The sequence below is a fragment of the Paenibacillus yonginensis genome (genome assembly GCF_001685395.1).
GTDB classification, from domain to species: domain Bacteria; phylum Bacillota; class Bacilli; order Paenibacillales; family Paenibacillaceae; genus Fontibacillus; species Fontibacillus yonginensis.
The window spans coordinates 4,955,419-4,977,156 of record NZ_CP014167.1; the positions used below are offsets into that span (position 1 = coordinate 4,955,419).

General features: G+C 51.3%; 13 protein-coding genes, 3 rRNA genes, 1 pseudogene and 1 riboswitch. Of the genes and pseudogenes, 16 read left to right on the forward strand and 1 reads right to left on the reverse strand.

Going from position 1 to position 21,738, the window contains the following annotated elements:
- Nucleotides 1-103: 103 nt before the first annotated feature.
- From AWM70_RS22350 to AWM70_RS22380, 7 genes are all read left to right on the forward strand, one after another.
- Entirely contained in the window at nucleotides 104-3,982 is a 3,879-nt protein-coding gene (locus AWM70_RS22350; protein WP_151208789.1) for a glycosyltransferase family 39 protein, read from the forward strand.
- A gap of 483 nt (nucleotides 3,983-4,465) precedes the next feature.
- Nucleotides 4,466-6,020, forward strand: a 16S ribosomal RNA gene (locus tag AWM70_RS22355).
- 368 nt (nucleotides 6,021-6,388) lie between these two features.
- Nucleotides 6,389-9,465, forward strand: a 23S ribosomal RNA gene (locus AWM70_RS22360).
- A 209-nt stretch (nucleotides 9,466-9,674) separates the two neighbouring features.
- Nucleotides 9,675-9,791 (forward strand): 5S ribosomal RNA (rrf, locus tag AWM70_RS22365).
- Together the 16S, 23S and 5S rRNA genes form the textbook arrangement of a ribosomal RNA operon.
- 330 nt (nucleotides 9,792-10,121) lie before the next feature.
- Nucleotides 10,122-10,889, forward strand: a complete 768-nt coding sequence (locus AWM70_RS22370) for an acyl-[acyl-carrier-protein] thioesterase (protein WP_068700165.1) — start codon at nucleotides 10,122-10,124, stop codon at nucleotides 10,887-10,889.
- Nucleotides 10,890-10,968: 79 nt separating this feature from the next.
- Nucleotides 10,969-11,418, forward strand: a complete 450-nt coding sequence (locus tag AWM70_RS22375; protein WP_068700985.1) for an NUDIX hydrolase — start codon at nucleotides 10,969-10,971, stop codon at nucleotides 11,416-11,418.
- A gap of 160 nt (nucleotides 11,419-11,578) precedes the next feature.
- Nucleotides 11,579-12,403 carry a CAP domain-containing protein gene (locus AWM70_RS22380; protein ID WP_068700167.1) on the forward strand — a complete coding sequence of 275 codons (825 nt, stop codon included), beginning with the start codon at nucleotides 11,579-11,581 and terminating at the stop codon, nucleotides 12,401-12,403.
- Between the two features lie 124 nt (nucleotides 12,404-12,527).
- On the opposite strand, the gene AWM70_RS22385 is transcribed toward AWM70_RS22380, so the two are convergent.
- Nucleotides 12,528-12,788: a GlsB/YeaQ/YmgE family stress response membrane protein gene (locus tag AWM70_RS22385; protein WP_068700169.1), complete on the reverse strand. Its 261-nt coding sequence runs from the start codon at nucleotides 12,786-12,788 to the stop codon at nucleotides 12,528-12,530.
- 131 nt (nucleotides 12,789-12,919) lie between these two features.
- On the opposite strand from AWM70_RS22385, the pseudogene AWM70_RS22390 reads away from it, so the two are divergent.
- The 9 genes and pseudogenes from AWM70_RS22390 to purS all read left to right on the forward strand — a co-directional run bounded on the left by AWM70_RS22390 (nucleotide 12,920) and on the right by purS (nucleotide 21,738).
- A pseudogene (locus AWM70_RS22390) lies at nucleotides 12,920-15,059 on the forward strand (DNA topoisomerase III).
- Nucleotides 15,060-15,156: 97 nt separating this feature from the next.
- Nucleotides 15,157-15,288 carry a hypothetical protein gene (locus AWM70_RS24150; protein WP_257784536.1) on the forward strand — a complete coding sequence of 44 codons (132 nt, stop codon included), beginning with the start codon at nucleotides 15,157-15,159 and terminating at the stop codon, nucleotides 15,286-15,288.
- Nucleotides 15,289-15,475: 187 nt separating this feature from the next.
- Nucleotides 15,476-15,739 (forward strand): DUF1294 domain-containing protein, encoded by a 264-nt coding sequence (locus tag AWM70_RS22395; RefSeq protein ID WP_068700171.1) that lies wholly within the window; start codon nucleotides 15,476-15,478, stop codon nucleotides 15,737-15,739.
- Between the two features lie 94 nt (nucleotides 15,740-15,833).
- Nucleotides 15,834-16,265: a universal stress protein gene (locus AWM70_RS22400; protein WP_068700173.1), complete on the forward strand. Its 432-nt coding sequence runs from the start codon at nucleotides 15,834-15,836 to the stop codon at nucleotides 16,263-16,265.
- A 193-nt stretch (nucleotides 16,266-16,458) separates the two neighbouring features.
- Nucleotides 16,459-16,560, forward strand: a riboswitch (purine riboswitch).
- A 136-nt stretch (nucleotides 16,561-16,696) separates the two neighbouring features.
- Nucleotides 16,697-17,197: a 5-(carboxyamino)imidazole ribonucleotide mutase gene (purE, locus tag AWM70_RS22405; protein ID WP_068700986.1), complete on the forward strand. Its 501-nt coding sequence runs from the start codon at nucleotides 16,697-16,699 to the stop codon at nucleotides 17,195-17,197.
- Between the two features lie 83 nt (nucleotides 17,198-17,280).
- Complete coding sequence (purK, locus tag AWM70_RS22410; RefSeq protein WP_418303226.1) at nucleotides 17,281-18,585, forward strand: 5-(carboxyamino)imidazole ribonucleotide synthase; 1,305 nt, start codon at nucleotides 17,281-17,283, stop codon at nucleotides 18,583-18,585.
- On the forward strand, nucleotides 18,582-19,880 hold the full coding sequence (purB, locus tag AWM70_RS22415; RefSeq protein ID WP_068700175.1) for an adenylosuccinate lyase: 1,299 nt from the start codon (nucleotides 18,582-18,584) through the stop codon (nucleotides 19,878-19,880). Before purK ends, purB begins: the two co-directional genes overlap by 4 nt.
- Before the next feature lie 208 nt (nucleotides 19,881-20,088).
- Nucleotides 20,089-20,982 (forward strand): phosphoribosylaminoimidazolesuccinocarboxamide synthase, encoded by an 894-nt coding sequence (locus AWM70_RS22420; RefSeq protein ID WP_068700177.1) that lies wholly within the window; start codon nucleotides 20,089-20,091, stop codon nucleotides 20,980-20,982.
- Nucleotides 20,983-21,492: 510 nt separating this feature from the next.
- Nucleotides 21,493-21,738 carry a phosphoribosylformylglycinamidine synthase subunit PurS gene (gene purS / locus AWM70_RS22425; RefSeq protein WP_068700179.1) on the forward strand — a complete coding sequence of 82 codons (246 nt, stop codon included), beginning with the start codon at nucleotides 21,493-21,495 and terminating at the stop codon, nucleotides 21,736-21,738.

A 21,738-nucleotide genomic window follows, 5' to 3' on the forward strand; every position in this document is an offset into this window, starting at 1 on the left:
AGATAGAGAAGCAGTTCGGCTTTTGTGCCGGGCTGCTTTTTGCTTCTGCCTATCCATTACGGCTCGTGAGGTGTGACAATCATTGAAGAATATTCGAACCAGAATGACAGAAATTCGACGGAACAATAAGCATGTCTTCTTCCTTGCTCTCATCCTTCTGTTGACCTTGATGCCGAAGGTCGTGGGGGCGGCGGATGCCAACCAGCTGCTTAACAACAGCTTTGAGCAGGTAGCCGGAGACATGCCTGAGGTGTGGAGCCAGGATATGTGGCTGACCGATCAAGGGGCCAGCAGGCTGTGGGTTGACCATCAGGAGGCGCATACCGGGACTTCATCCGCAGCGGTGCAAAATATTCAGCCCAACCATGCCAGATGGATTCAAAAGCTGACGGTTAAACCGGATACCTACTATAAAATATCCGGCTGGATCAAAACCTCCGATATACCGCTCTCCTCGGGCGGAAGCGGTGCGAATCTGTTCATTTCCGGAGTGAGCGCGAGTTATCCGCAGGTTTATGATACTCAGGGGAACTGGCAGAGAGTTGAATTTACTGGCGTAACAGGACCTAAACAGACCGAAGTGACCATTGCTGCGGGACTCGGGCAATACGGCGCACTCACGACCGGAACGGCCTATTTTGACGATATATCTGTAGAAGAAACGGTTAAACCGGCTGCGACAGATGCCGTAGTCAATATGGATACCGCCAAACCGGAGACCAAACGGGAACTGCCGGTTTCGGTTACTTCTACCGTGTTCATGCTTGTTTTGTTCAGTTTCTTCTTTGCTTACGTATACCGCATTTATATGCGGAAGGATGAAAATCTTCAGCCGCGTCTTGCTTATAAGATGCTGCTGCTGATCCTGCTGGTTGCCGCCTTCGTTATCCGGATCTGGTCCGGACTGCGGATGGAAGGTTATACGGGGGATTTGACCACTTTTATGTACTGGGCTGACCGGCTTCAGCAGACGGGGCTGGGACAATTTTATGAAAAAGGGGTCTTCGCTGATTACCCGCCGGGATATCTGTATGTTCTATACGTGCTTGGCGCCATTAAATCGGCGCTGGCGCTGGCCGATACCTCGGCCGCAGCCAGACTGCTGTTTAAGCTTCCAGCGATCCTGGCTGATCTTGCGGCAGGGTTCCTGCTGTACCGGCTGGGCCGCGGCAAACTCGGCGAACGCCTTGCGGTGGCGCTGGCCTTTATTTATCTGCTTAACCCGGCTGTATGGATCGATTCGGCCAATTGGGGGCAGATTGACGGATTTTTTGCCGTCTTTCTTGTATTGTGCTTGAATGCGCTCGCGGGACGTAAACCGACTCATTCAGGAGTTTGGTTCGCTCTTGCGGTGCTTATTAAACCTCAGGCGCTGATTTTTACGCCGGTGCTGCTGCTTGCTTTCCTCCTGCAGAAGAAGGGCTGGAAAACATTCCTGTTAACCGTTCTCTACGGTTTGCTTACAACGGTTATTCTGGCAGCGCCTTTCTATTGGAATAATGGCGGGATCAACGGTTTTTATCAATTATATAGATCAACCTTATCTTCTTATCCTTATGCGGTGCTTAACACGTTTAATTTGTTTTCACTGGCCGGGGGGAATTGGAAGCCGCTTACGGAGAAGTGGGGTTTCCTGACTTTCGGAACATGGGGCAACCTGTTTTTGTTCCTTTCTGTAGTGTTGACCGCCTGGTTTGCATGGGCTGGCAGAACGGACAGGGGGAGGGAAGATCGTCCCGGCGGTTCAAGAGAGGACTCCAAAAGCAGAATATTCAGCGTTTATCTGCTGGCTCTGATTCTCATTTCCTGCGTTTATCTATTTGGACCGAAAATGCACGAACGTTATTTGTTCCCGGCACTTCTTATTTCCTTGTTTGCTTTTATCCAGCTTAAAGACCGCCGGCTGCTGCTCGTCTTCTTCGGGTTTAGCGTTACCCAATACGTGAATATCGATTACGTGCTTAAAAATTACCATGATGGCAATTCGGCAACGCCGATTGACGGTATAGCCATCGTGACCGCCATCGTCAATCTGGCTTTCCTTGCCTATCTGCTGCTGACCGCTTGGGGAATTGCGGTTAAAGGGCAAATCCGGCAACTGCCGGGGACTTCGCGTGATGAGCGCCATATGACCGATAAGCTGATTCTCGAAGAGCTGGAGCAGTCAGCCATCTCTGTCCGCAATCCCCGTATGCAGCGCAAGGACTGGATGTGGGTCGGAGCCATTACGCTGCTTTATGCGGTTATCGCTTTATATCAGCTTGGGGACTTCAAGTCTCCCTCGACCTATTGGCAAACGACGGCTGATGGAGAGAATTTCTATGTGGACCTTGGGTCCACCAAGTCGCTGGAACGGATCAACCTGTTTGCCGGCCCGGGCCAAGGTGTAGTCAAAATGGAATTCAGCAATACGCCGGATCATTGGGACCATGCCGTGGAGCTTGACCTTTACGGCAAGGTGTTTAAGTGGAGTACGGCGGACACCCTTATTGATGCCCGGTATATTAAATTCACAGCCGTATCGGCCAAGACGATCGTACATGAAGCAGCTATTTACGGCCGCGGGTCAAATCAGGCGATTCCCGTTGCTTCTATTCAAAAAGAGGCTGTTTCCCCGGAGGATACCGGTTCCCCAGATCTGCTGTTCGATGAGCCGGATACGGACGTATATAGACCCAGCTACATGAACAGCACTTATTTTGATGAGATCTATCATCCCAGAACAGCTTATGAATACCTGAAGGGAATGCCTGTTTATGAAAATACCCATCCGCCGCTCGGCAAAATCCTGATTGCGCTCGGCATCAAAATTTTCGGCCTCAGCCCGTTTGGCTGGCGGATTGTAGGAACGGTATTCGGGATCGGCATGCTGCCGCTTATGTACCGGATGGCGCTTACCTTGTTTGGCAGAAGCCGTTATGCCATCACGGCAACGCTGCTGTTCGCCTTGGACTTTATGCATTTCGCACAGACAAGGATGGCGACTATCGATGTGTATGCGGTCTTTTTCCTAATGGTTATGTATTACTTCATGCATCGTTACATGTCGCATAATTTCTATACGATTCCGCTCGGCAAAACATTGATCCCATTAGGCTTGGCCGGCTTGTTCTTCGGTATCGGATCGGCTTCCAAATGGAATGTCGCTTATGGAGGCGCCGGATTAGCCGTGATGCTGGGGATGTACTTGTATGCTCGCTTTCGGGAAATGCAGGCGGCGCGGCGCTGGATGGCTCAAAACGGAGAGACTTCTTTAGAAGAGACTGAAGGAAGTGGGGGTGCGTCCCGGAGCAACTTGTACCGGATAACGGCGAACCGGTTTACCCGCAATACGGTCATCACGCTGGCGAGCTGCGTAATCTTTTTTATCGTCATTCCTGCGATCATTTACAGTTTGTCTTTCATTCCGGTATTAAACGAAGCGGCCGGGGGCTACACGTTCAAGAACCTGATCAACGCGCAGATTCATATGTATGACTATCACAGCCAGCTTACGGCGACACATCCTTATTCCTCGCAGTGGTGGCAGTGGCCGTTTATGAAACGTCCGCTTTGGCTGTACAATGGCCCTGATCTGGCGCCGGGCATGAAAGCCACCATGGTAACGATGGGGAATCCGCTGATTTGGTGGACGGGAATATTTGCGATCCTGCTCACGATCTGGGTATCCATCAAGCGGCGGGACCGGGTAATGTACAGCGTCTGGATAGCTTATCTGTCCGTCTACATTCCTTGGGTGCTCGTCCCTCGTTATACTTTTATTTATCATTATTTTACGATGGTGCCGTTTATGATCCTCGGCATTGTTTATATGATGAAGCTGGGGGAAGAGCGGTATACCTGGTTTAAAAAGATCCGGATCAGCTACATTCTTCTGGCTGCACTGCTGTTCCTGCTGTTCTATCCGGCCTTGTCTGGTCTTACAGTCAGCAAGGCGTACATTGATAATCTGCTTAGATGGTTCCCAAGTTGGGACTTCTAAGGTAAGGAGAATAAATATATGAAAGCCGAGAAACTCAGCCCGGTGCTGGTCTTCTCGGCTTTTTAACGATTTTGCATGCATGTATTTCAACCAACGGCTAAATGAGTTTGTTAAAAATGCTTGCTAATTATCATTGATATGTGTTATATTCTTATTCCGGCCAATTGAACGAGGATTTTTGAAGGGTCGGCTAACAAGGCAGAACGAATTTGAAGGAAAAAACTTCTGAAAAAAAGTTCTTGCAAAGTTGGTTGTAAAATGATAAGATATAAGAGTTGCTGCTGATAACGAAAGCGGCGACGAAATAACAAGTTTGATCTTTGAAAACTGAACAACGAGTGAGAAATAAATGAGATATTTTGGGGAGAATTTGAAATCCATGTGGATTTCAAATTCGCTCCAATCTCGTCAGATTCAAAATGAGCTAAACAAACACTTTGAATGGAAAACCTACCGCCTTCGGGTGGCAGGGACCTTCCATCTTTATTGGAGAGTTTGATCCTGGCTCAGGACGAACGCTGGCGGCGTGCCTAATACATGCAAGTCGAGCGGAGTGGATCGGGAGCTTGCTCCTGATCCACTTAGCGGCGGACGGGTGAGTAACACGTAGGCAACCTGCCTGCAAGACTGGGATAACTACCGGAAACGGTAGCTAATACCGGATACGCAAGAGAGTCGCATGACTTTCTTGGGAAAGACGGAGCAATCTGTCGCTTGTGGATGGGCCTGCGGCGCATTAGCTAGTTGGTGAGGTAACGGCTCACCAAGGCGACGATGCGTAGCCGACCTGAGAGGGTGAACGGCCACACTGGGACTGAGACACGGCCCAGACTCCTACGGGAGGCAGCAGTAGGGAATCTTCCGCAATGGACGAAAGTCTGACGGAGCAACGCCGCGTGAGTGATGAAGGTTTTCGGATCGTAAAGCTCTGTTGCCAGGGAAGAACGTCGGGTAGAGTAACTGCTATCCGAGTGACGGTACCTGAGAAGAAAGCCCCGGCTAACTACGTGCCAGCAGCCGCGGTAATACGTAGGGGGCAAGCGTTGTCCGGAATTATTGGGCGTAAAGCGCGCGCAGGCGGTCATTTAAGTCTGGTGTTTAATCCCGGGGCTCAACTCCGGGTCGCACTGGAAACTGGGTGACTTGAGTGCAGAAGAGGAAAGTGGAATTCCACGTGTAGCGGTGAAATGCGTAGAGATGTGGAGGAACACCAGTGGCGAAGGCGACTTTCTGGGCTGTAACTGACGCTGAGGCGCGAAAGCGTGGGGAGCAAACAGGATTAGATACCCTGGTAGTCCACGCCGTAAACGATGAATGCTAGGTGTTAGGGGTTTCGATACCCTTGGTGCCGAAGTTAACACATTAAGCATTCCGCCTGGGGAGTACGGTCGCAAGACTGAAACTCAAAGGAATTGACGGGGACCCGCACAAGCAGTGGAGTATGTGGTTTAATTCGAAGCAACGCGAAGAACCTTACCAGGTCTTGACATCCCCCTGACCGGTCTAGAGATAGGCCTTTCCTTCGGGACAGGGGAGACAGGTGGTGCATGGTTGTCGTCAGCTCGTGTCGTGAGATGTTGGGTTAAGTCCCGCAACGAGCGCAACCCTTGACTTTAGTTGCCAGCAGGTAAAGCTGGGCACTCTAGAGTGACTGCCGGTGACAAACCGGAGGAAGGTGGGGATGACGTCAAATCATCATGCCCCTTATGACCTGGGCTACACACGTACTACAATGGCCGGTACAACGGGAAGCGAAGGAGCGATCTGGAGCGAATCTTTAGAAGCCGGTCTCAGTTCGGATTGCAGGCTGCAACTCGCCTGCATGAAGTCGGAATTGCTAGTAATCGCGGATCAGCATGCCGCGGTGAATACGTTCCCGGGTCTTGTACACACCGCCCGTCACACCACGAGAGTTTACAACACCCGAAGTCGGTGGGGTAACCCGCAAGGGAGCCAGCCGCCGAAGGTGGGGTAGACGATTGGGGTGAAGTCGTAACAAGGTAGCCGTATCGGAAGGTGCGGCTGGATCACCTCCTTTCTATGGAGTACCTCGCTTCCGCAGCGAAGCGGTACAAATACCGCGAAGAAGGATGCTCTCGAAGTATCTTTGCTTCGCAAAGATTTCAATTCTCACTCGTTGGTCAGTTTTGAGAGCTCAAACTCTCAAAAACCGCAGTTTTCCGAAACTGCCTTGATCCTTGAAAACTGGATAACGAAACAACAAATGCGAATTAGAACATTCTTTTTTAGCTGAACTTGTGATCGTAGAGAACAAGTGAAGTACTAACTGTAGAGCGAGGTGTTTTGGAGGCAATCGATCCTTTGTGAGTCGGTTTCACCCTTGATTCATTTCAAATGAGAAACCGAGGAACAACAGAGCGTGTTGACCCAAAATCCGAGCGATTTGGTTAAGCTACTAAGAGCACACGGAGGATGCCTAGGCGCTAGGAGCCGAAGAAGGACGTGGCGAACAACGATAAGGCCTCGGGGAGCTGTAAGCAAGCTTTGATCCGGGGATGTCCGAATGGGGAAACCCGGCTGGTGTAATAGCCAGTCACTCGTAACTGAATACATAGGTTGCGAAGAGGCAGACCAGGGGAACTGAAACATCTAAGTACCTTGAGGAAGAGAAAACAAGTAGTGATTCCGTCAGTAGCGGCGAGCGAACGCGGAAGAGCCTAAACCAAGAGGCTTGCCTCTTGGGGTTGTGGGACGTCTCACATGGAGTTACAAAGGAATAGGGTAGGCGAAGAGGTCTGGAAAGGCCCGCTAGAAGAGGTAAAAGCCCTGTAACCGAAAGTCTATTCCCTCCGAGACGGATCCCGAGTAGTGCGGGGCACGTGAAACCCCGTATGAATCTGCCAGGACCATCTGGTAAGGCTAAATACTCCCTAGTGACCGATAGTGAAGCAGTACCGTGAGGGAAAGGTGAAAAGCACCCCGGAAGGGGAGTGAAAGAGAACCTGAAACCGTGTGCTTACAAGAAGTCAGAGCCCTATGATATTTTCCTTCGGAAAAATCACGGGTGATGGCGTGCCTTTTGTAGAATGAACCGGCGAGTTACGTTCCCGTGCAAGGTTAAGGTGAGAAGCCGTAGCCGCAGCGAAAGCGAGTCTGAATAGGGCGAGTATAGTACGTGGGCGTAGACCCGAAACCGTGTGATCTACCCCTGTCCAGGGTGAAGGTGCGGTAACACGCACTGGAGGCCCGAACCCACGAACGTTGAAAAGTTCGGGGATGAGGTGGGGGTAGCGGAGAAATTCCAATCGAACTCGGAGATAGCTGGTTCTCCCCGAAATAGCTTTAGGGCTAGCCTCGGTGGTACAGTCGTGGAGGTAGAGCACTGATTGGGTGCGGGGCCCGCAAGGGTTACCAAGCTCAGTCAAACTCCGAATGCCATAGACTGATTAACCGGGAGTCAGACAGTGAGTGCTAAGATCCATTGTCAAAAGGGAAACAGCCCAGACCATCAGCTAAGGTCCCCAAGTGTGTGTTAAGTGGGAAAGGATGTGGAGTTGCCCAGACAACCAGGATGTTGGCTTAGAAGCAGCCACCATTTAAAGAGTGCGTAATAGCTCACTGGTCGAGTGACTCTGCGCCGAAAATGTAACGGGGCTAAACACACCACCGAAGCTATGGCTTGAATCGACTTCACTGCTTCTTTGAGGCGGTGAGGCACCGAGACACTTTTGCCGAAAGCAGCATCTGAAATAATTCAGAGGTTTCGGCCAAATGCTCCAGGGGCTAGACACATCACTTCGAAGCTGGAGTGAAGTCGATTCAGGGGTAGGGGAGCGTTGTGTATGCGTTGAAGGTGTACCGTAAGGAGCGCTGGAGAGTACACAAGTGAGAATGCCGGTATGAGTAACGAAAAGATCAGTGAGAATCTGATCCGCCGAAAGCCTAAGGGTTCCTGAGGAAGGTTCGTCCGCTCAGGGTAAGTCGGGACCTAAGGCGAGGCCGACAGGCGTAGTCGAAGGACAACAGGTGGAAATTCCTGTACCACCGTAAACCGTTATGAGCGATGGGGTGACGCAGCAGGGTAGTGACGCGGACTGATGGATGTCCGTCCAAGCAGTGAGAGGGTAGCATAGGCAAATCCGTGCTACATAACCTTGGGCTGTGATGGGGAGCGAAAATTGCAGTAGCGAAGGTCATGATCTCACACTGCCAAGAAAAGCCTCTAGCCAGGTGAAGGTGCCCGTACCGCAAACCGACACAGGTAGGCGAGAAGAGAATTCTAAGGCGCGCGGAAGAACTCTCGTTAAGGAACTCGGCAAAATGACCCCGTAACTTCGGGAGAAGGGGTGCCTCGGTAGGGTGAATAGCCCGAGGGGGCCGCAGTGAAAAGGCCCAAGCGACTGTTTAGCAAAAACACAGGTCTGTGCGAAGCCGCAAGGCGAAGTATACGGGCTGACGCCTGCCCGGTGCTGGAAGGTTAAGGGGAGTGGTTAGGAGGTAACTCCGAAGCTATGAACTGAAGCCCCAGTAAACGGCGGCCGTAACTATAACGGTCCTAAGGTAGCGAAATTCCTTGTCAGGTAAATTCTGACCCGCACGAATGGCGTAACGACTTGGGCGCTGTCTCAACGAGAGATCCGGTGAAATTTTAATACCTGTGAAGATGCAGGTTACCCGCGACAAGACGGAAAGACCCCATGGAGCTTTACTGCAGCTTGATATTGGACTTTGATACGATTTGTACAGGATAGGTGGGAGCCTAGGAAGAGGGAGCGCAAGCTTCCTTGGAGGCGCCGTTGGGATACCACCCTGATCGTATCGGAGTTCTAACCTGGTACCCTAAGCGGGTATGGGGACAGTGTCAGGTGGGCAGTTTGACTGGGGCGGTCGCCTCCTAAAGAGTAACGGAGGCGCCCCAAGGTTCCCTCAGAATGGTTGGAAATCATTCGAAGAGTGCAAAGGCAAAAGGGAGCTTGACTGCGAGACTGACAAGTCGAGCAGGGACGAAAGTCGGGCTTAGTGATCCGGTGGTACCGCATGGAAGGGCCATCGCTCAACGGATAAAAGCTACCCTGGGGATAACAGGCTTATCTCCCCCAAGAGTCCACATCGACGGGGAGGTTTGGCACCTCGATGTCGGCTCATCGCATCCTGGGGCTGAAGTAGGTCCCAAGGGTTGGGCTGTTCGCCCATTAAAGCGGTACGCGAGCTGGGTTCAGAACGTCGTGAGACAGTTCGGTCCCTATCTGTCGTGGGCGTAGGAAATTTGAGAGGAGCTGTCCTTAGTACGAGAGGACCGGGATGGACGCACCGCTGGTGCACCAGTTGTTCCGCCAGGAGCACAGCTGGGTAGCTAAGTGCGGAAGGGATAAGCGCTGAAAGCATCTAAGCGTGAAGCCCCCCTCAAGATGAGATTTCCCAATTAGTAAGACCCCTTGAAGACGACGAGGTAGATAGGCTGGGGGTGGAAGTGCAGCAATGCATGGAGCTGACCAGTACTAATCGGTCGAGGGCTTATCCAAAATGGACCCACCAAAGTGAAGAGACGCTGACGAAGCGAACTCCGAATGCTTTGGCGGGGCCCCGAGAACAACTAATTCGCAATTGATTGTTTCGTATCTAGTTTTCAGGTGATCAAACATCTGAACCGATTTTAAGCTGCATGTCCTTTCTAAGGTCTGATCTTATGCTGAAGCGAAAGACGCGGAAGTGAAGCAGCGCAAAAATCATGTTTGGTGGCGATGGCGGAGGGGTTCCACACGTACCCATCCCGAACACGACCGTTAAGCCCTCCAGCGCCGATGGTACTTGGACCGCAGGGTCCTGGGAGAGTAGGACGCCGCCAAGCGAACTGAAGACCACTGTTGATAACTTCGACGGTGGTCTTATTTTGTCCACAAGTGAATAAATAGCTTCAAATAGTTGTTCATCCACAGTTTGCTGCAAATTGCGGCATTTTTTTTGTTTATTCACAGTTTTTCAGGGTTTTTCTTGAAAAAGGTAAATTTTTTTAAAAAGTTTCTCCACAATTCACAATTTCATCCCCATTACTCACAGACTACTCCCAATTACTTCTATAGGTTGACTTAGCTGAAGAGCATTCGATTTTTAGATTTGTGTATAATGTTGTATTAGAATGTTAAACAGATGCAGTTTAAGAGATTAAGGAGGAAAAAATGTGGATAAATCATTTTTAGTCTGGACCGAAGAACGAACCATCCACACCAGCGAGGCAGATTTCCGTTCTAATTGTCGTTTATCCGTACTGCTTGATTATCTGCAGCAGGCAGCGGATTCGGCCGTAAATGCCTTAGGGATCAGCTGGCGTGAACTGCTGGATTCCGGTATGGGCTGGATGCTTATGACTCTGGATTTGGATATTTACCATCTTCCTAAATTCGGAGATACCGTTAAGATCCGTACATGGAGTAAAGGAACCAAAGGTCCTATTTGGCAGCGGGATTATCGAGTAGCAGGACTTGACGGCAATGAGGCTGTAGAAGCTGCCGCAGCTCGTTCGACTTGGAGTCTGGTGGACATTCAGAAACGCAAAATTCTCCGTCCAACAGCCCTGCCGGTTGAGGTTCCGCCTTATACAGAGGATTCCGTCGGGGAATTGCCTGACAAAGTGAATATTCCGGATAACGTCAAGCTGGAAGAAACGTCATTGTTGAATATCCAATACAGCAGTGTTGATATTAATGGACATGTGAATAATGCCCGTTATGCCGATTTTTGTTATGATTCCCTTTCGAGCGAGGAACTGTCTAAGCTGGATTTGCGTCGTTTTCACATTACATATATTAAGGAAAGAAAATTAGGAGACAAGCTGAGGATTTTGCGTTCTTCTCTTACAGAGGGGCGTATCTACATCCGTGGACAAGCTGTGGATGAAGCAGCCGGAAGTGAGACGGTTGGATTTGAAGCGTGTCTGTATTTTTCGTGAAAAGCTATATGCCGGACATCCGGATCAACAAAAAAGGAGCTTCTTCTATTTTCAAATAAAAATGAAAGGAGCCTATCTATTGGGCTACATCATGGACTTAAGGAAATTAGTCGGTTCAAGACCGCTAATTATGACTGGAGCATGTGTTTTGTTGTGTAGAGGGCAAAGCCTCTTGTTACAGCGTAGAACCGATAACGGCTTATGGGCGCTACCTGGCGGTTCAATGGAACCCGGCGAAACTTTAGAGGAGGTTGCTAGAAGAGAACTTTTTGAGGAAACAGGGTTAAAATCGAAAAAACTTGAGTTGTTCCATATCTTCTCTGGAAAAGAGCTGTACTACAAATATCCTCATGGCGATGAAGTGTACAATGTCGTTTGTGCTTATATATGTACGGATTATGACGGGGTTCCTAAGGAAGATGGGGATGAGGTGCAGGAATTGCGTTTTTTTAATTATGATCAAATTCCCACTGAATTGTCCCCTCCGGACAAACCGGTAATACATAAATTTCTTGAGGGAATTCTTTAATGATCTTAGTCACTGTTTCGTTAATTTCAAGACCTTCCCAACCAATTGGCAATATCTGAGGGGTTAGATTCAACTGATCTTCATGTTATGATAGTAAAGGTTACAGCGTTGTTACTTTTTTGTAACTACTAATCTTTACACCTAACAAGGAGATGACAGGATGAACAAGAAAATAACGAAACGTATCGCAGCCGGAGGATTCGCCGTATTGATGTCCATGGGCTTGGTCCTGCCAACCTATGCAGCATCTTCAACCGGTGGCACAACAGCTAATCAACAGACGACAACAACCCACTATAAAGTGACTTCTTTGCAAACAACTACAATTAACTTCTCGAACTTGTCTAGTTATTTGTCTAACTTTGATTGGAACAAGCTGCTTGACCAACTGCAAGGTGCAGGCGGACAAGTCCAACAGGTTCAGCCAACTCAACCGGCTCAGCCGAGTCAACCAGTGAAGCCAGCTCAGCCAGCTAAGCCAAGCCAACCGGCGCCAACGAAACCAACTACGGAGCAGCCGGGCACAACTAAGCCGGCAACTCCGCCAGCGTCGCCAGCGCCAAGCCAACCGGCACAACAGCCAGCGGCTGGACAGCAGCAAACTGCGGATGACCAATCCGATTTTGTGAAACAGGTTATTTCGCTGGTTAACCAGGAACGGGCGAAAGAGAACCTCAAACCGCTGACAGAAGACAGCGCTCTGTCCAACATGGCTTTGGTTAAGGCAAAAGATATGAGCCAGAACAATTATTTTGACCATAACTCACCAACCTACGGTTCTCCGTTCGACATGATGAAGCAGTTCAATATCAGCTTCAGCTATGCCGGCGAGAACATTGCCAAAGGCCAGAAAACGCCCCAGGAAGTGATGACGGCCTGGATGAACAGTGCAGGACACCGCGCGAACATCATGAACGCTAACTATACCGTAATTGGCGTAGGTTACTATAACGGCTGCTGGGTACAGGAATTTGTAGGCCGTTAAGTTAAGGTTAGGATCCGCAGATCCGAATAGGAAAAAGAACAAAACCGGCAGAGCCAAAGCTCCGCCGGTTTTTGTTATGACGATTTTTTTCAATTAAAATCTTTACTCATCAACGAACCTATCCTTACGGATTGCTTCGTCTTCTCATGGCGCCCATGATCAGGCTGACGATCAGAATCAGGACAATCGCGCCGATCAAAGCCGGAATAAAGTAGAAATCACCTACAACCGGTCCCCAGCTGCCAAGCAGGAAGCTGCCCAGCCATGCACCAATAAAACCTGCAATAATATTACCGATAATACCGCCTGGAACATCTCTGCCTACAATCAGGCCTGCCAGCCAACCGATAATACCGCCGATAATCAACGACCATAGAAATGCCATTTTCAATCACCTCTTTGAATATTTGGTTGATGTAACAGCTGCTGATGTCTACTTATTAACCTTTAGGATTTGAACGAAACAGGATAGGGATGGAAATGTTATAATATAACGAGAAGCAAAGGGGGAACATGATGAAGACATTAGTGCTTGCGGAGAAGCCATCCGTGGCAAAGGAAATTGCACGAGTGATGGGAAGCCGCGATAAACATAAAAGTTATTTTGAAGGACCGAAGTACATCGTAACCTGGGCTTTGGGACACCTGGTCGGCCTGGCCGAGCCGGAGGATTACGATCATAAATATGCAAACTGGAACCTTGAGGACTTGCCTATCCTGCCTGGAAAAATGAAGCTGAAGGTGCTCCGCGAAACCAACCATCAGTATAAAGCGGTTCAGCAGCTGATGCGCCGCAGCGACATCGGCGAATTGATCGTAGCGACCGACGCCGCCCGGGAAGGCGAGCTGCTGGCGCGCTGGATCATCGACATGGCGAAATGGAACAAGCCGTTCAAACGGCTGTGGATTTCCTCGCAGACGGATAAAGCAATTAAGGACGGATTTGCCCAGCTGAAACCAGGCAGCCAGTTTGACCGTTTGTACCAGTCGGCCAGATGCCGGGCGGAAGCAGACTGGATGATTGGCCTGAACGTTACGCGGGCGCTCACTACGAAATTCAGCGCTCCGCTGTCGGCCGGCCGGGTTCAGACGCCTACGCTGGGCATGATCATGGCCCGGGAACAGGAAATCACCTCCTTCCGTTCTGAAGAGTATGCCCGGATCAAAGCTGAGCTTGGCGGATTTGAAGCGCTTTGGCAGGGCCGGGGCGGTGACAGCCGGATTTTTGACCAGGCTAAGGCGAAGGAACTGCAATCCAAGCTGGAAGGCGGAAGCGGCACGATCGTTAAAGTGAAGAAAAGCGAAAAAAACGGTTCCGCATCCCCAGGCCTACGACTTGACGGAGCTTCAGCGGGACGCAAACCGCCGTTATGGATTCTCGGCCAAGCAGACCTCCAATGTGCTCCAGAAGCTGTATGAGCAGCACAAATTGGTCACTTACCCGCGTACGGATTCGCGCTACTTAACTTCCGACATGGTCGGTACATTGAAGGAACGTTTAAGCAGCGTGGCCATAGGCCCGTATGCCTCCATGGCCCGTCCTCTGCTTAGAGGGAACCTGACCTTGGGGAAAAGAGTGGTCGATGACAGCAAGGTAACCGATCACCATGCCATCATCCCGACGGAGCAAACGGTCCTGCTGAATACGCTCACCAGCGACGAGCGCAAGCTATATGATCTGATTGTACGGCGGTTTATCAGCTTGTTTTATGGTCCTGCCCGTTTTGACCAGGTAGCCGTGACGGTTGATATTCAGGGAGAAACGTTGACAGCCAAAGGCATTACGATGAAAGATCAAGGCTGGAGAGCCGTCTATGAAAGTGCCGATTATGATGAGACAGGGGAAAATGAAGAGGAAAGTCCGGACGCCGAGGGTTCCTCTGATGCAGCTCTGCCGGAGCTGCACGAAGGTATGAAGGTTAAGGTGAACCGCTGCCGGCTTGAGACCGGGAGAACCCAGCCGCCGAAACGTTACACGGAAGCGGCGCTGCTGTCTCAGATGGAGAAGCATGGACTGGGTACACCGGCTACCCGTGCCGACATCATCGAGAAGCTGGTCAGCTCAGATACCATCGAGCGTAAAGGGAACGCCCTGCATCCGACAGGCAAAGGCAAACAGCTGATTGACCTGGCGCCGACAGAGCTTCGGGCCCCTGAGCTGACCGCCAAATGGGAAGCAGAGCTCGAACGGATTGCGCGGGGAAGCGGCAAGCCGGAACCTTTTTTACAGGATATTCGTCATATGGCAGAGGAACTGGTCGGCAAGGTCAAAGGCAGCGATGCGGTATACAAACCACATAATGTCTCCAATAGCCATTGTCCGAACTGCGGTACAAGACTGCTGGAGAAGAAGTCAAAACGGGGGTTGCTGCTGATCTGTCCGGCCGATGACTGCGGGTATACCCGTTCGGGTGAGAAACGTCTGTCCAATCGCCGTTGTCCGCAGTGCCATAAGAAAATGGAGCTGAAAGAAGGCAAAGCCGGCCTTTACGTTCAATGTCTGCCATGCGGAATTACCGAAACGCTCAATAAAGATACGAACCATGTCAGCAAACGTGACCAGCAGAAGCTGGTGAAGCAGTATGCCAAACAGGAGTCGATCGGCTCCAACCTCGGCGAGCTGCTCAAAGCCGCTATGGAGCAGAAGAACAAATAAGGGACAGCTAAAAGCGGCTGGAAGAAGGTACGTAATCCATCCTCCCGGAATAAATCCTCATTTGAAGTGGGATGTTAACCTCAGGAGGTGAAGTTCCGTGCCGCAGCATAAACCGAAGAAGCTGAACAACCAGCAGAACAAATCAAGCATTACCGAAGAAGCAAGGGAGACAAAAACCAAAAAGCAGGCCGATTATCCGGCCAGTCTGAACGGGGTTCCCAAACTATAAAACAAAGGAATTATCCTTACATGGAACACGGTTGCTGCCCTTAGAGGTGCGCGCCGTGTTTGTTTAAGAAAGCAATGTGATCATAGACACAGCCCAATTGGCCTGGATATTTGTTTTTAAAAATGGACGGATTTATAATAAAAGAGCAAAGGTGGATCCAAGGTCCGGTTTAAGGAGGCATGATTCCATGAGGGAAGCCTTGCTCTTTTGGTTTGTGTTCATTAATTTGATCGCTTATCTGGTAATGTCGGACGACAAACGCAGAGCCAGAGAGAGAAGGGAACGCATACCGGAGCGGACTCTGTTTCTATTGGCGTTTATGGGCGGGGCCCTTGGTGTGCTCATCGCCATGTATGCCAAACGCCATAAAACCCGCCATGGCAGCTTTGTGGTCGGCATTCCGCTGCTGCTGTTTCTCAATGCGGCTCTTTATACTTATTTTCTGAAGTAGACAGCCCTCGTGCGGGAATACGCGGCCGCGGCCGTTTCAAGCAGGCAAAGAGTGGTTTACAGAATGATCAAGTACATAGGAAGAGGTGGAGCACATGTTATTCAACAAAATTTTGGTGGCTTATGACGGTTCCAAAGCTTCGAACAAGGCGCTGGATAAAGCAATTGGACTCGCCAAATTGAGCGAAACGGAATTGACGGTTATTCATGTTTACGATTTTCCACGGTTTTATGTGGCTGAAGGTTTTGCCCCGGTTCCTGCCAGTGTCAACGAAGATTTCTATGAATTGGCGACCAGAACTTCTGACGAAGCAGAAAGACGCCTCAAGGAAGCTGGATTATCGGGCAAAGTCGAGCTGCTTCAGGGACCGGCCGCAGAAGGAATACTGGAATATGCGAAAGCCAATGACCATGACTTGATCATCCTTGGCAGCCGCGGGCTTGGCAGCATCCGGGAATTTGTGCTCGGCAGTGTCAGCCATAACGTTGTGCAGCATGCTCAAATCCCTGTACTGGTAGTGAAATAAGAGAAGAGATGAAAAGGAATGTCCGCAGGGACATTCCTTTTTTGTTTGTTCGGAGGCAGAAAAGCAAAGCTTTCTTTTAGATAACAAGCAAAATACGAACATTTAAATAAGTGTAAAAAGGAACGTTCGGGTTTAAGTTGACATGGCATGATCGGTATTGATAAACTAGAGTTAGAAGAGCACAAACGAGATTTGTGTTTATATAGCCAATAATCGTATAACGCCGGGGATAGGGCCCGGCAGTTTCTACCTGAAAACCGTAAATTTTCGGACTACGAGGGCTGATCATGGATGCAAAGACGCTTTCGTCCTGCCGGACGACAGAGCTGTTTTTGCTTGTGCTTGCCCGCGTAGTCCGATATCGCGAAAATGTTGTATTTTCTGAGATATCGGATTTTTTTGTTGAAATAACAAGGAAAGTAGGTCGAAATATGTCAGCGCAGGTAGCTGTAATCATGGGCAGTAAGTCGGATTGGGAAACGATGAGCCATGCATGTGTGGTGCTGGAGGAGCTGGGTATTCCTTATGAAAAAAAGGTCGTCTCCGCTCACCGCACGCCGGATTTGATGTTCGAATTTGCGGAAGGCGCAGCGGAACGCGGAATCAAAGTTATTATTGCCGGAGCCGGGGGTGCGGCGCATCTGCCGGGCATGGTCGCGTCCAAGACGGTGCTGCCGGTCATCGGCGTTCCCGTCAAATCGGCGGCTTTAAACGGCCTTGATTCGCTGTTGTCCATCGTTCAGATGCCTGGCGGCATTCCGGTAGCGACCGTAGCGATCGGCAAGGCCGGTGCTGTCAACGCCGGTCTGCTGGCGGCGCAAATCCTCGGCGCTTTTGATCCGGCGCTGAGCGCGAAGGTTCAAGCCCGGCGCGACCGGATCAAGGCGGAAGTGCTCGAAAGCAGCGAAGAGCTGGAGCAGGTGAAGCTGTGAGCGGCGGGCAAAGCGGCCGGGAGCCGCAGGTAGTGAAGCCCGGTTCCACGGTCGGGCTTCTCGGCGGCGGACAGCTGGGCCGCATGATGGCTTTGGCGGGCACGAACCTGGGATACCGGTTCGTCACGCTCGATCCGACGCCGGACAGCCCATGCGGGCAGGTGGCGGATCAGATTGTCGCGGCCTACAGCGACAAGGAAGCGGCCCGTGAGCTGGCGCAGCGGGCGGACGTGATTACGTACGAGTTCGAGAATGTCGATTCCGAAGTCGCGGCGTTATTGGAGGAGCTGTCCTCGGTACCGCAGGGCAGCGGGCTGCTCTACACCACGCAGCACCGCCTGCGGGAGAAGCGGGCCATTGAAGCGGCAGGCGTGCAGGTTGCGCCGTACGCGGAAATCCGCAGCGAAGACGAGCTGCGGGAAGCGGTGGGCAGGCTCGGCCTTCCGAGCGTGCTGAAGACGGCCACCGGAGGTTACGACGGGAAAGGGCAATGGGTCATCCGCAGCGAAGGCGAAATCGCGGAGGCCTACGAGACGCTCAGCCGCAGCGGGGCGGAACTGGTGCTCGAACAGTTTATCAAGTTCGAGAAAGAGCTGTCGGTTATCGCGGCACGGAGCCCGCGCGGCGAGATCAAAGCTTTCCCGGTGGCAGAAAATATCCATGTTGACAACATTCTTCATATTTCCATAGTGCCGGCAAGAGTCTCAAAGGAGATTCAGGTACAGGCGGAAGAGCTGGCTTCCCGGATCGCGGAATCGCTTGGAGCCGTCGGCCTGCTGGCTGTGGAAATGTTCCTGACGGGAGACGGCCGGCTGTACGTCAACGAGCTTGCGCCGCGCCCGCACAATTCGGGGCATTATACGATGGAGGCCTGCACGACCTCACAGTTTGAGCAGCATGTCCGGGCGGTGTGTAATCTGCCGCTGGGCGAAGCAAAGCTGCTGACGCCGGTAGTGATGGTGAACGTCCTTGGGGAACACCTGGAAGCGGTCATTGAACGGACAGCGGATGGAGCATGGCTGGAACCGGCAGCGGAAGCCGGGGAACAGGCGCATACAAACGCAGCGGACAGCAATATTAAGGGGAAACGAACGGAAATTAAAGATAAAGAGAAAAATACAAAGACAGCTATTACAAATATAGATACAAACACAGACGCAGGTAAAGATACAGGGGCAGACGCTGGTACAGACACAGATAGAGACGCAGATACAGTGAGACATACGATGGCAGGTGTATACAGCGTAGTGCCTAAAGTTCACCTGTACGGCAAAAGCGGTTCAGCACCCAAACGGAAAATGGGTCATATCAATCTGTTATGCCAAGACGTCCAGCAGGGGCTGGATTGGATCGAGCAAACCAAGATTTGGAGGAATCAACAACCATGATTGAACGTTACAGCAGACCTGAAATGAGAGCCATCTGGACGGAGGAGAACAAGTTCCGGGCTTGGCTGGAAGTTGAGCTTTGCGCCTGCGAAGCCTGGGCCGAACTCGGCGTTATTCCGAAGGAAGACACAGCGGCGCTGCGTGCAAACGCGAAATTTGATATTGAACGGATTTATGAAATCGAACAGGAAACCCGCCATGACGTTATCGCGTTTACCCGTGCGGTGTCTGAGAGCCTGGGCCAAGAGCGCAAATGGGTGCATTACGGCCTTACCTCCACGGACGTCGTCGATACGGCGCTCGGCTACCTGCTGAAGCAGGCTAATGAAATCCTGGAGAAGGATATTCTTAACTTCATTGAAATTTTACGCGATAAAGCGATTGCTTATAAAAATACTCCGATGATGGGACGCACGCACGGCGTCCATGCCGAGCCGACCACCTTCGGCCTTAAAATGGCCCTTTGGCATGAAGAAATGAAGCGGAACCTTGAGCGTTTCCGCCATGCCGCAAATAATGTGCAGTTCGGTAAAATCTCCGGCGCTGTCGGCACTTACGCCAACATCGACCCGTTCGTCGAAGAATTCGTATGCCGCAAGCTCGGCACTTCACCGGCTCCAATCTCGACGCAAACGCTGCAGCGTGACCGCCATGCCGAATACATGGCGACGCTGGCGCTGATCGCCACGTCTCTGGACAAGTTCGCTACGGAAATCCGCGCTTTGCAAAAGAGCGAATTCCGCGAGGTGGAGGAAGCTTTTGCGAAAGGTCAAAAAGGCTCTTCGGCCATGCCGCACAAACGCAACCCGATCGGCTGCGAAAACATCTCCGGCTTGTCCCGCGTCATCCGCGGCCATATGCTGACCGCATACGAGAACGTAACGCTCTGGCATGAGCGCGACATCTCGCACTCCTCCGCAGAACGCGTGATTCTGCCGGACGCTACGATGCTGCTCAACTACATGTTGAACCGCTTCGGCAACATCGTGAAGAACCTGACCGTGTTCCCGGAGAACATGAAACGCAACATGGAGCGTACTTACGGCGTGCCGTTCTCCGGTCGCGTGATGACCAAACTGATCGATAAAGGCTTCAGCCGTGAGCAGGCTTATGACACCGTACAGCCGCTGGCCATGCAGGCTTGGGAGACCCAACGCCAGTTCCGCGATATTATCGCTGCAACCCCGGCGATTACGGAAGCGCTGAGCGCTGAGGAAATCGACGATGCTTTTAATCCGGCATGGCATCTGAAGCATGTGGATACGATTTTTACAAGATTGGGCCTGAACGGTTAATCTGATCGGTTAATTTTAAGAAGAAAAGGGGAATGACGCTAATTCGGCCTTGCGCAGTCTCTTAGTTGAACACCGGGGCGTCATCCAAGGGATGTTACCGCTGATGCTGTAAGCTTGGAGCGTGACCCTTTTCCCCTTTAATTTAGGACCTTAAGGCGTTTGAATAGAAATAACCCGCTGCAGCAGGCGGACAAAGGAGAGGGCTTACTTGGCAGCAACCGCGATTTCGACGGCCGTGGATCTGATTGATCTGCCGCTGATTTACAAGGGGAAAGTCAGAGAGCTTTATGATCTTGGCGAGCATTATCTCATCGTCGTCACCGACCGCATTTCGGCGTTTGACTACATTTTGGATCCGGCGGTTCCGGACAAGGGCAATGTGCTCAACCGGCTGAGCGCCTTTTGGTTTGATCGCACCCGGCACATCATGGAGAACCATATGGTTCATACCGATGTAGAGTTGCTTGGCGACGTCATCAAAGACAAAGAGCTGCTCAGAAACCGCATCATGGTGACCCGCAAAGCCGAGCGCATTGACATTGAATGTGTGGTTCGCGGGTACGTCACCGGCGGCGGCTGGCGGCAATACGAGAAAACGGGTGAGGTTAACGGCATTAAGCTGCCGGAAGGCCTGCGCAAGAACAGCAAGCTGGAAGCGCCGATCTTTACGCCTGCTGCCAAAAACGACGTGGGCCACGACGAGGACATTTCTTTTGAAAAAATGACCGAGCTCGTCGGCCGCGAACTGGCCGAGCAGCTGCGCGACCGCACGCTCGAGCTTTACGCCTACGTCCGTGACTACTGCGAAGAGCGCGATATTTTGCTCGCGGACTGCAAGCTGGAGTTCGGCCTGCTGGACGGCAAACTGATCGTAATCGACGAGATGTTTACGCCTGACGCCTCCCGTTTCTGGGCCAAGGAAAACTACGTGCTCGACATCGATATCGACAGCATGGACAAGGAGCCGGTCCGCACTTACCTGGCAAACTCCGACTGGGACATGAACAGCAAACCGGAACCTCTGCCCCCTCTCGTCGTCCAGGAGACTACCAACCGCTATCGCGAAATCTACCGCCGTCTGACGGGGGAAGAGCTTAGCTAGAACAGCGCTGTTAGGCTGGGCTCTGCAAGGCTAAACAAAAAGTAGGCAGGTCAGGGCAGAAGGAATTAAGTCGTTAGAAGCCGTTACCAAAAATAGCAGAAGTATAAAGAGCCACCAGCAGGCAGCATATGATAGAGTCAGAATTTAAAGGCAGATGCAAGCAGCAGCAGGTGGTAGAGGCATCAATGAGGCACTAGAGGACAGCCGGAAGTGATCCAAAAGTTAGCTTCGCTAAACTTTTGCCTTCTGCTGCATCACCCCTTATTTGAAAAAGTTGCACCCGGCACGCCGTAACTGGCGGAGGGGAGAATGATTCTGAAAAAGCATAGCGTCCGCCTTTGTCCTCGGATTATAACCATAAAATTATATTCATTAAGAATCCGAGGACAACAGCGGTTGTAAGAACATTCGCCCCGCAGCCCACGCATAAACAGGTGCACACGGCACCGCAACGCATCACCCAGCAAGCTTTTTAAAATAAACCCCATTCTTAGGAGGAACACAAGGACCATGTTAAAAGCAAAGGTATACGTCACCATCAAGCAAAGCGTACTCGACCCGCAGGGGGTTGCCGTGCAGGGCGCGCTGCATTCCATGGGATTCGGCGAAGTTGAAAGTGCCCGCATCGGTAAATATATGGAACTGACGCTCGACACTACGGACCGCGCAGAAGCGGAAGTCCGCGTAAAGACGATGTGCGAAAAGCTGCTGGCCAACACAGTCGTGGAAGACTATCGCTTTGAATTGGAGGGCTAA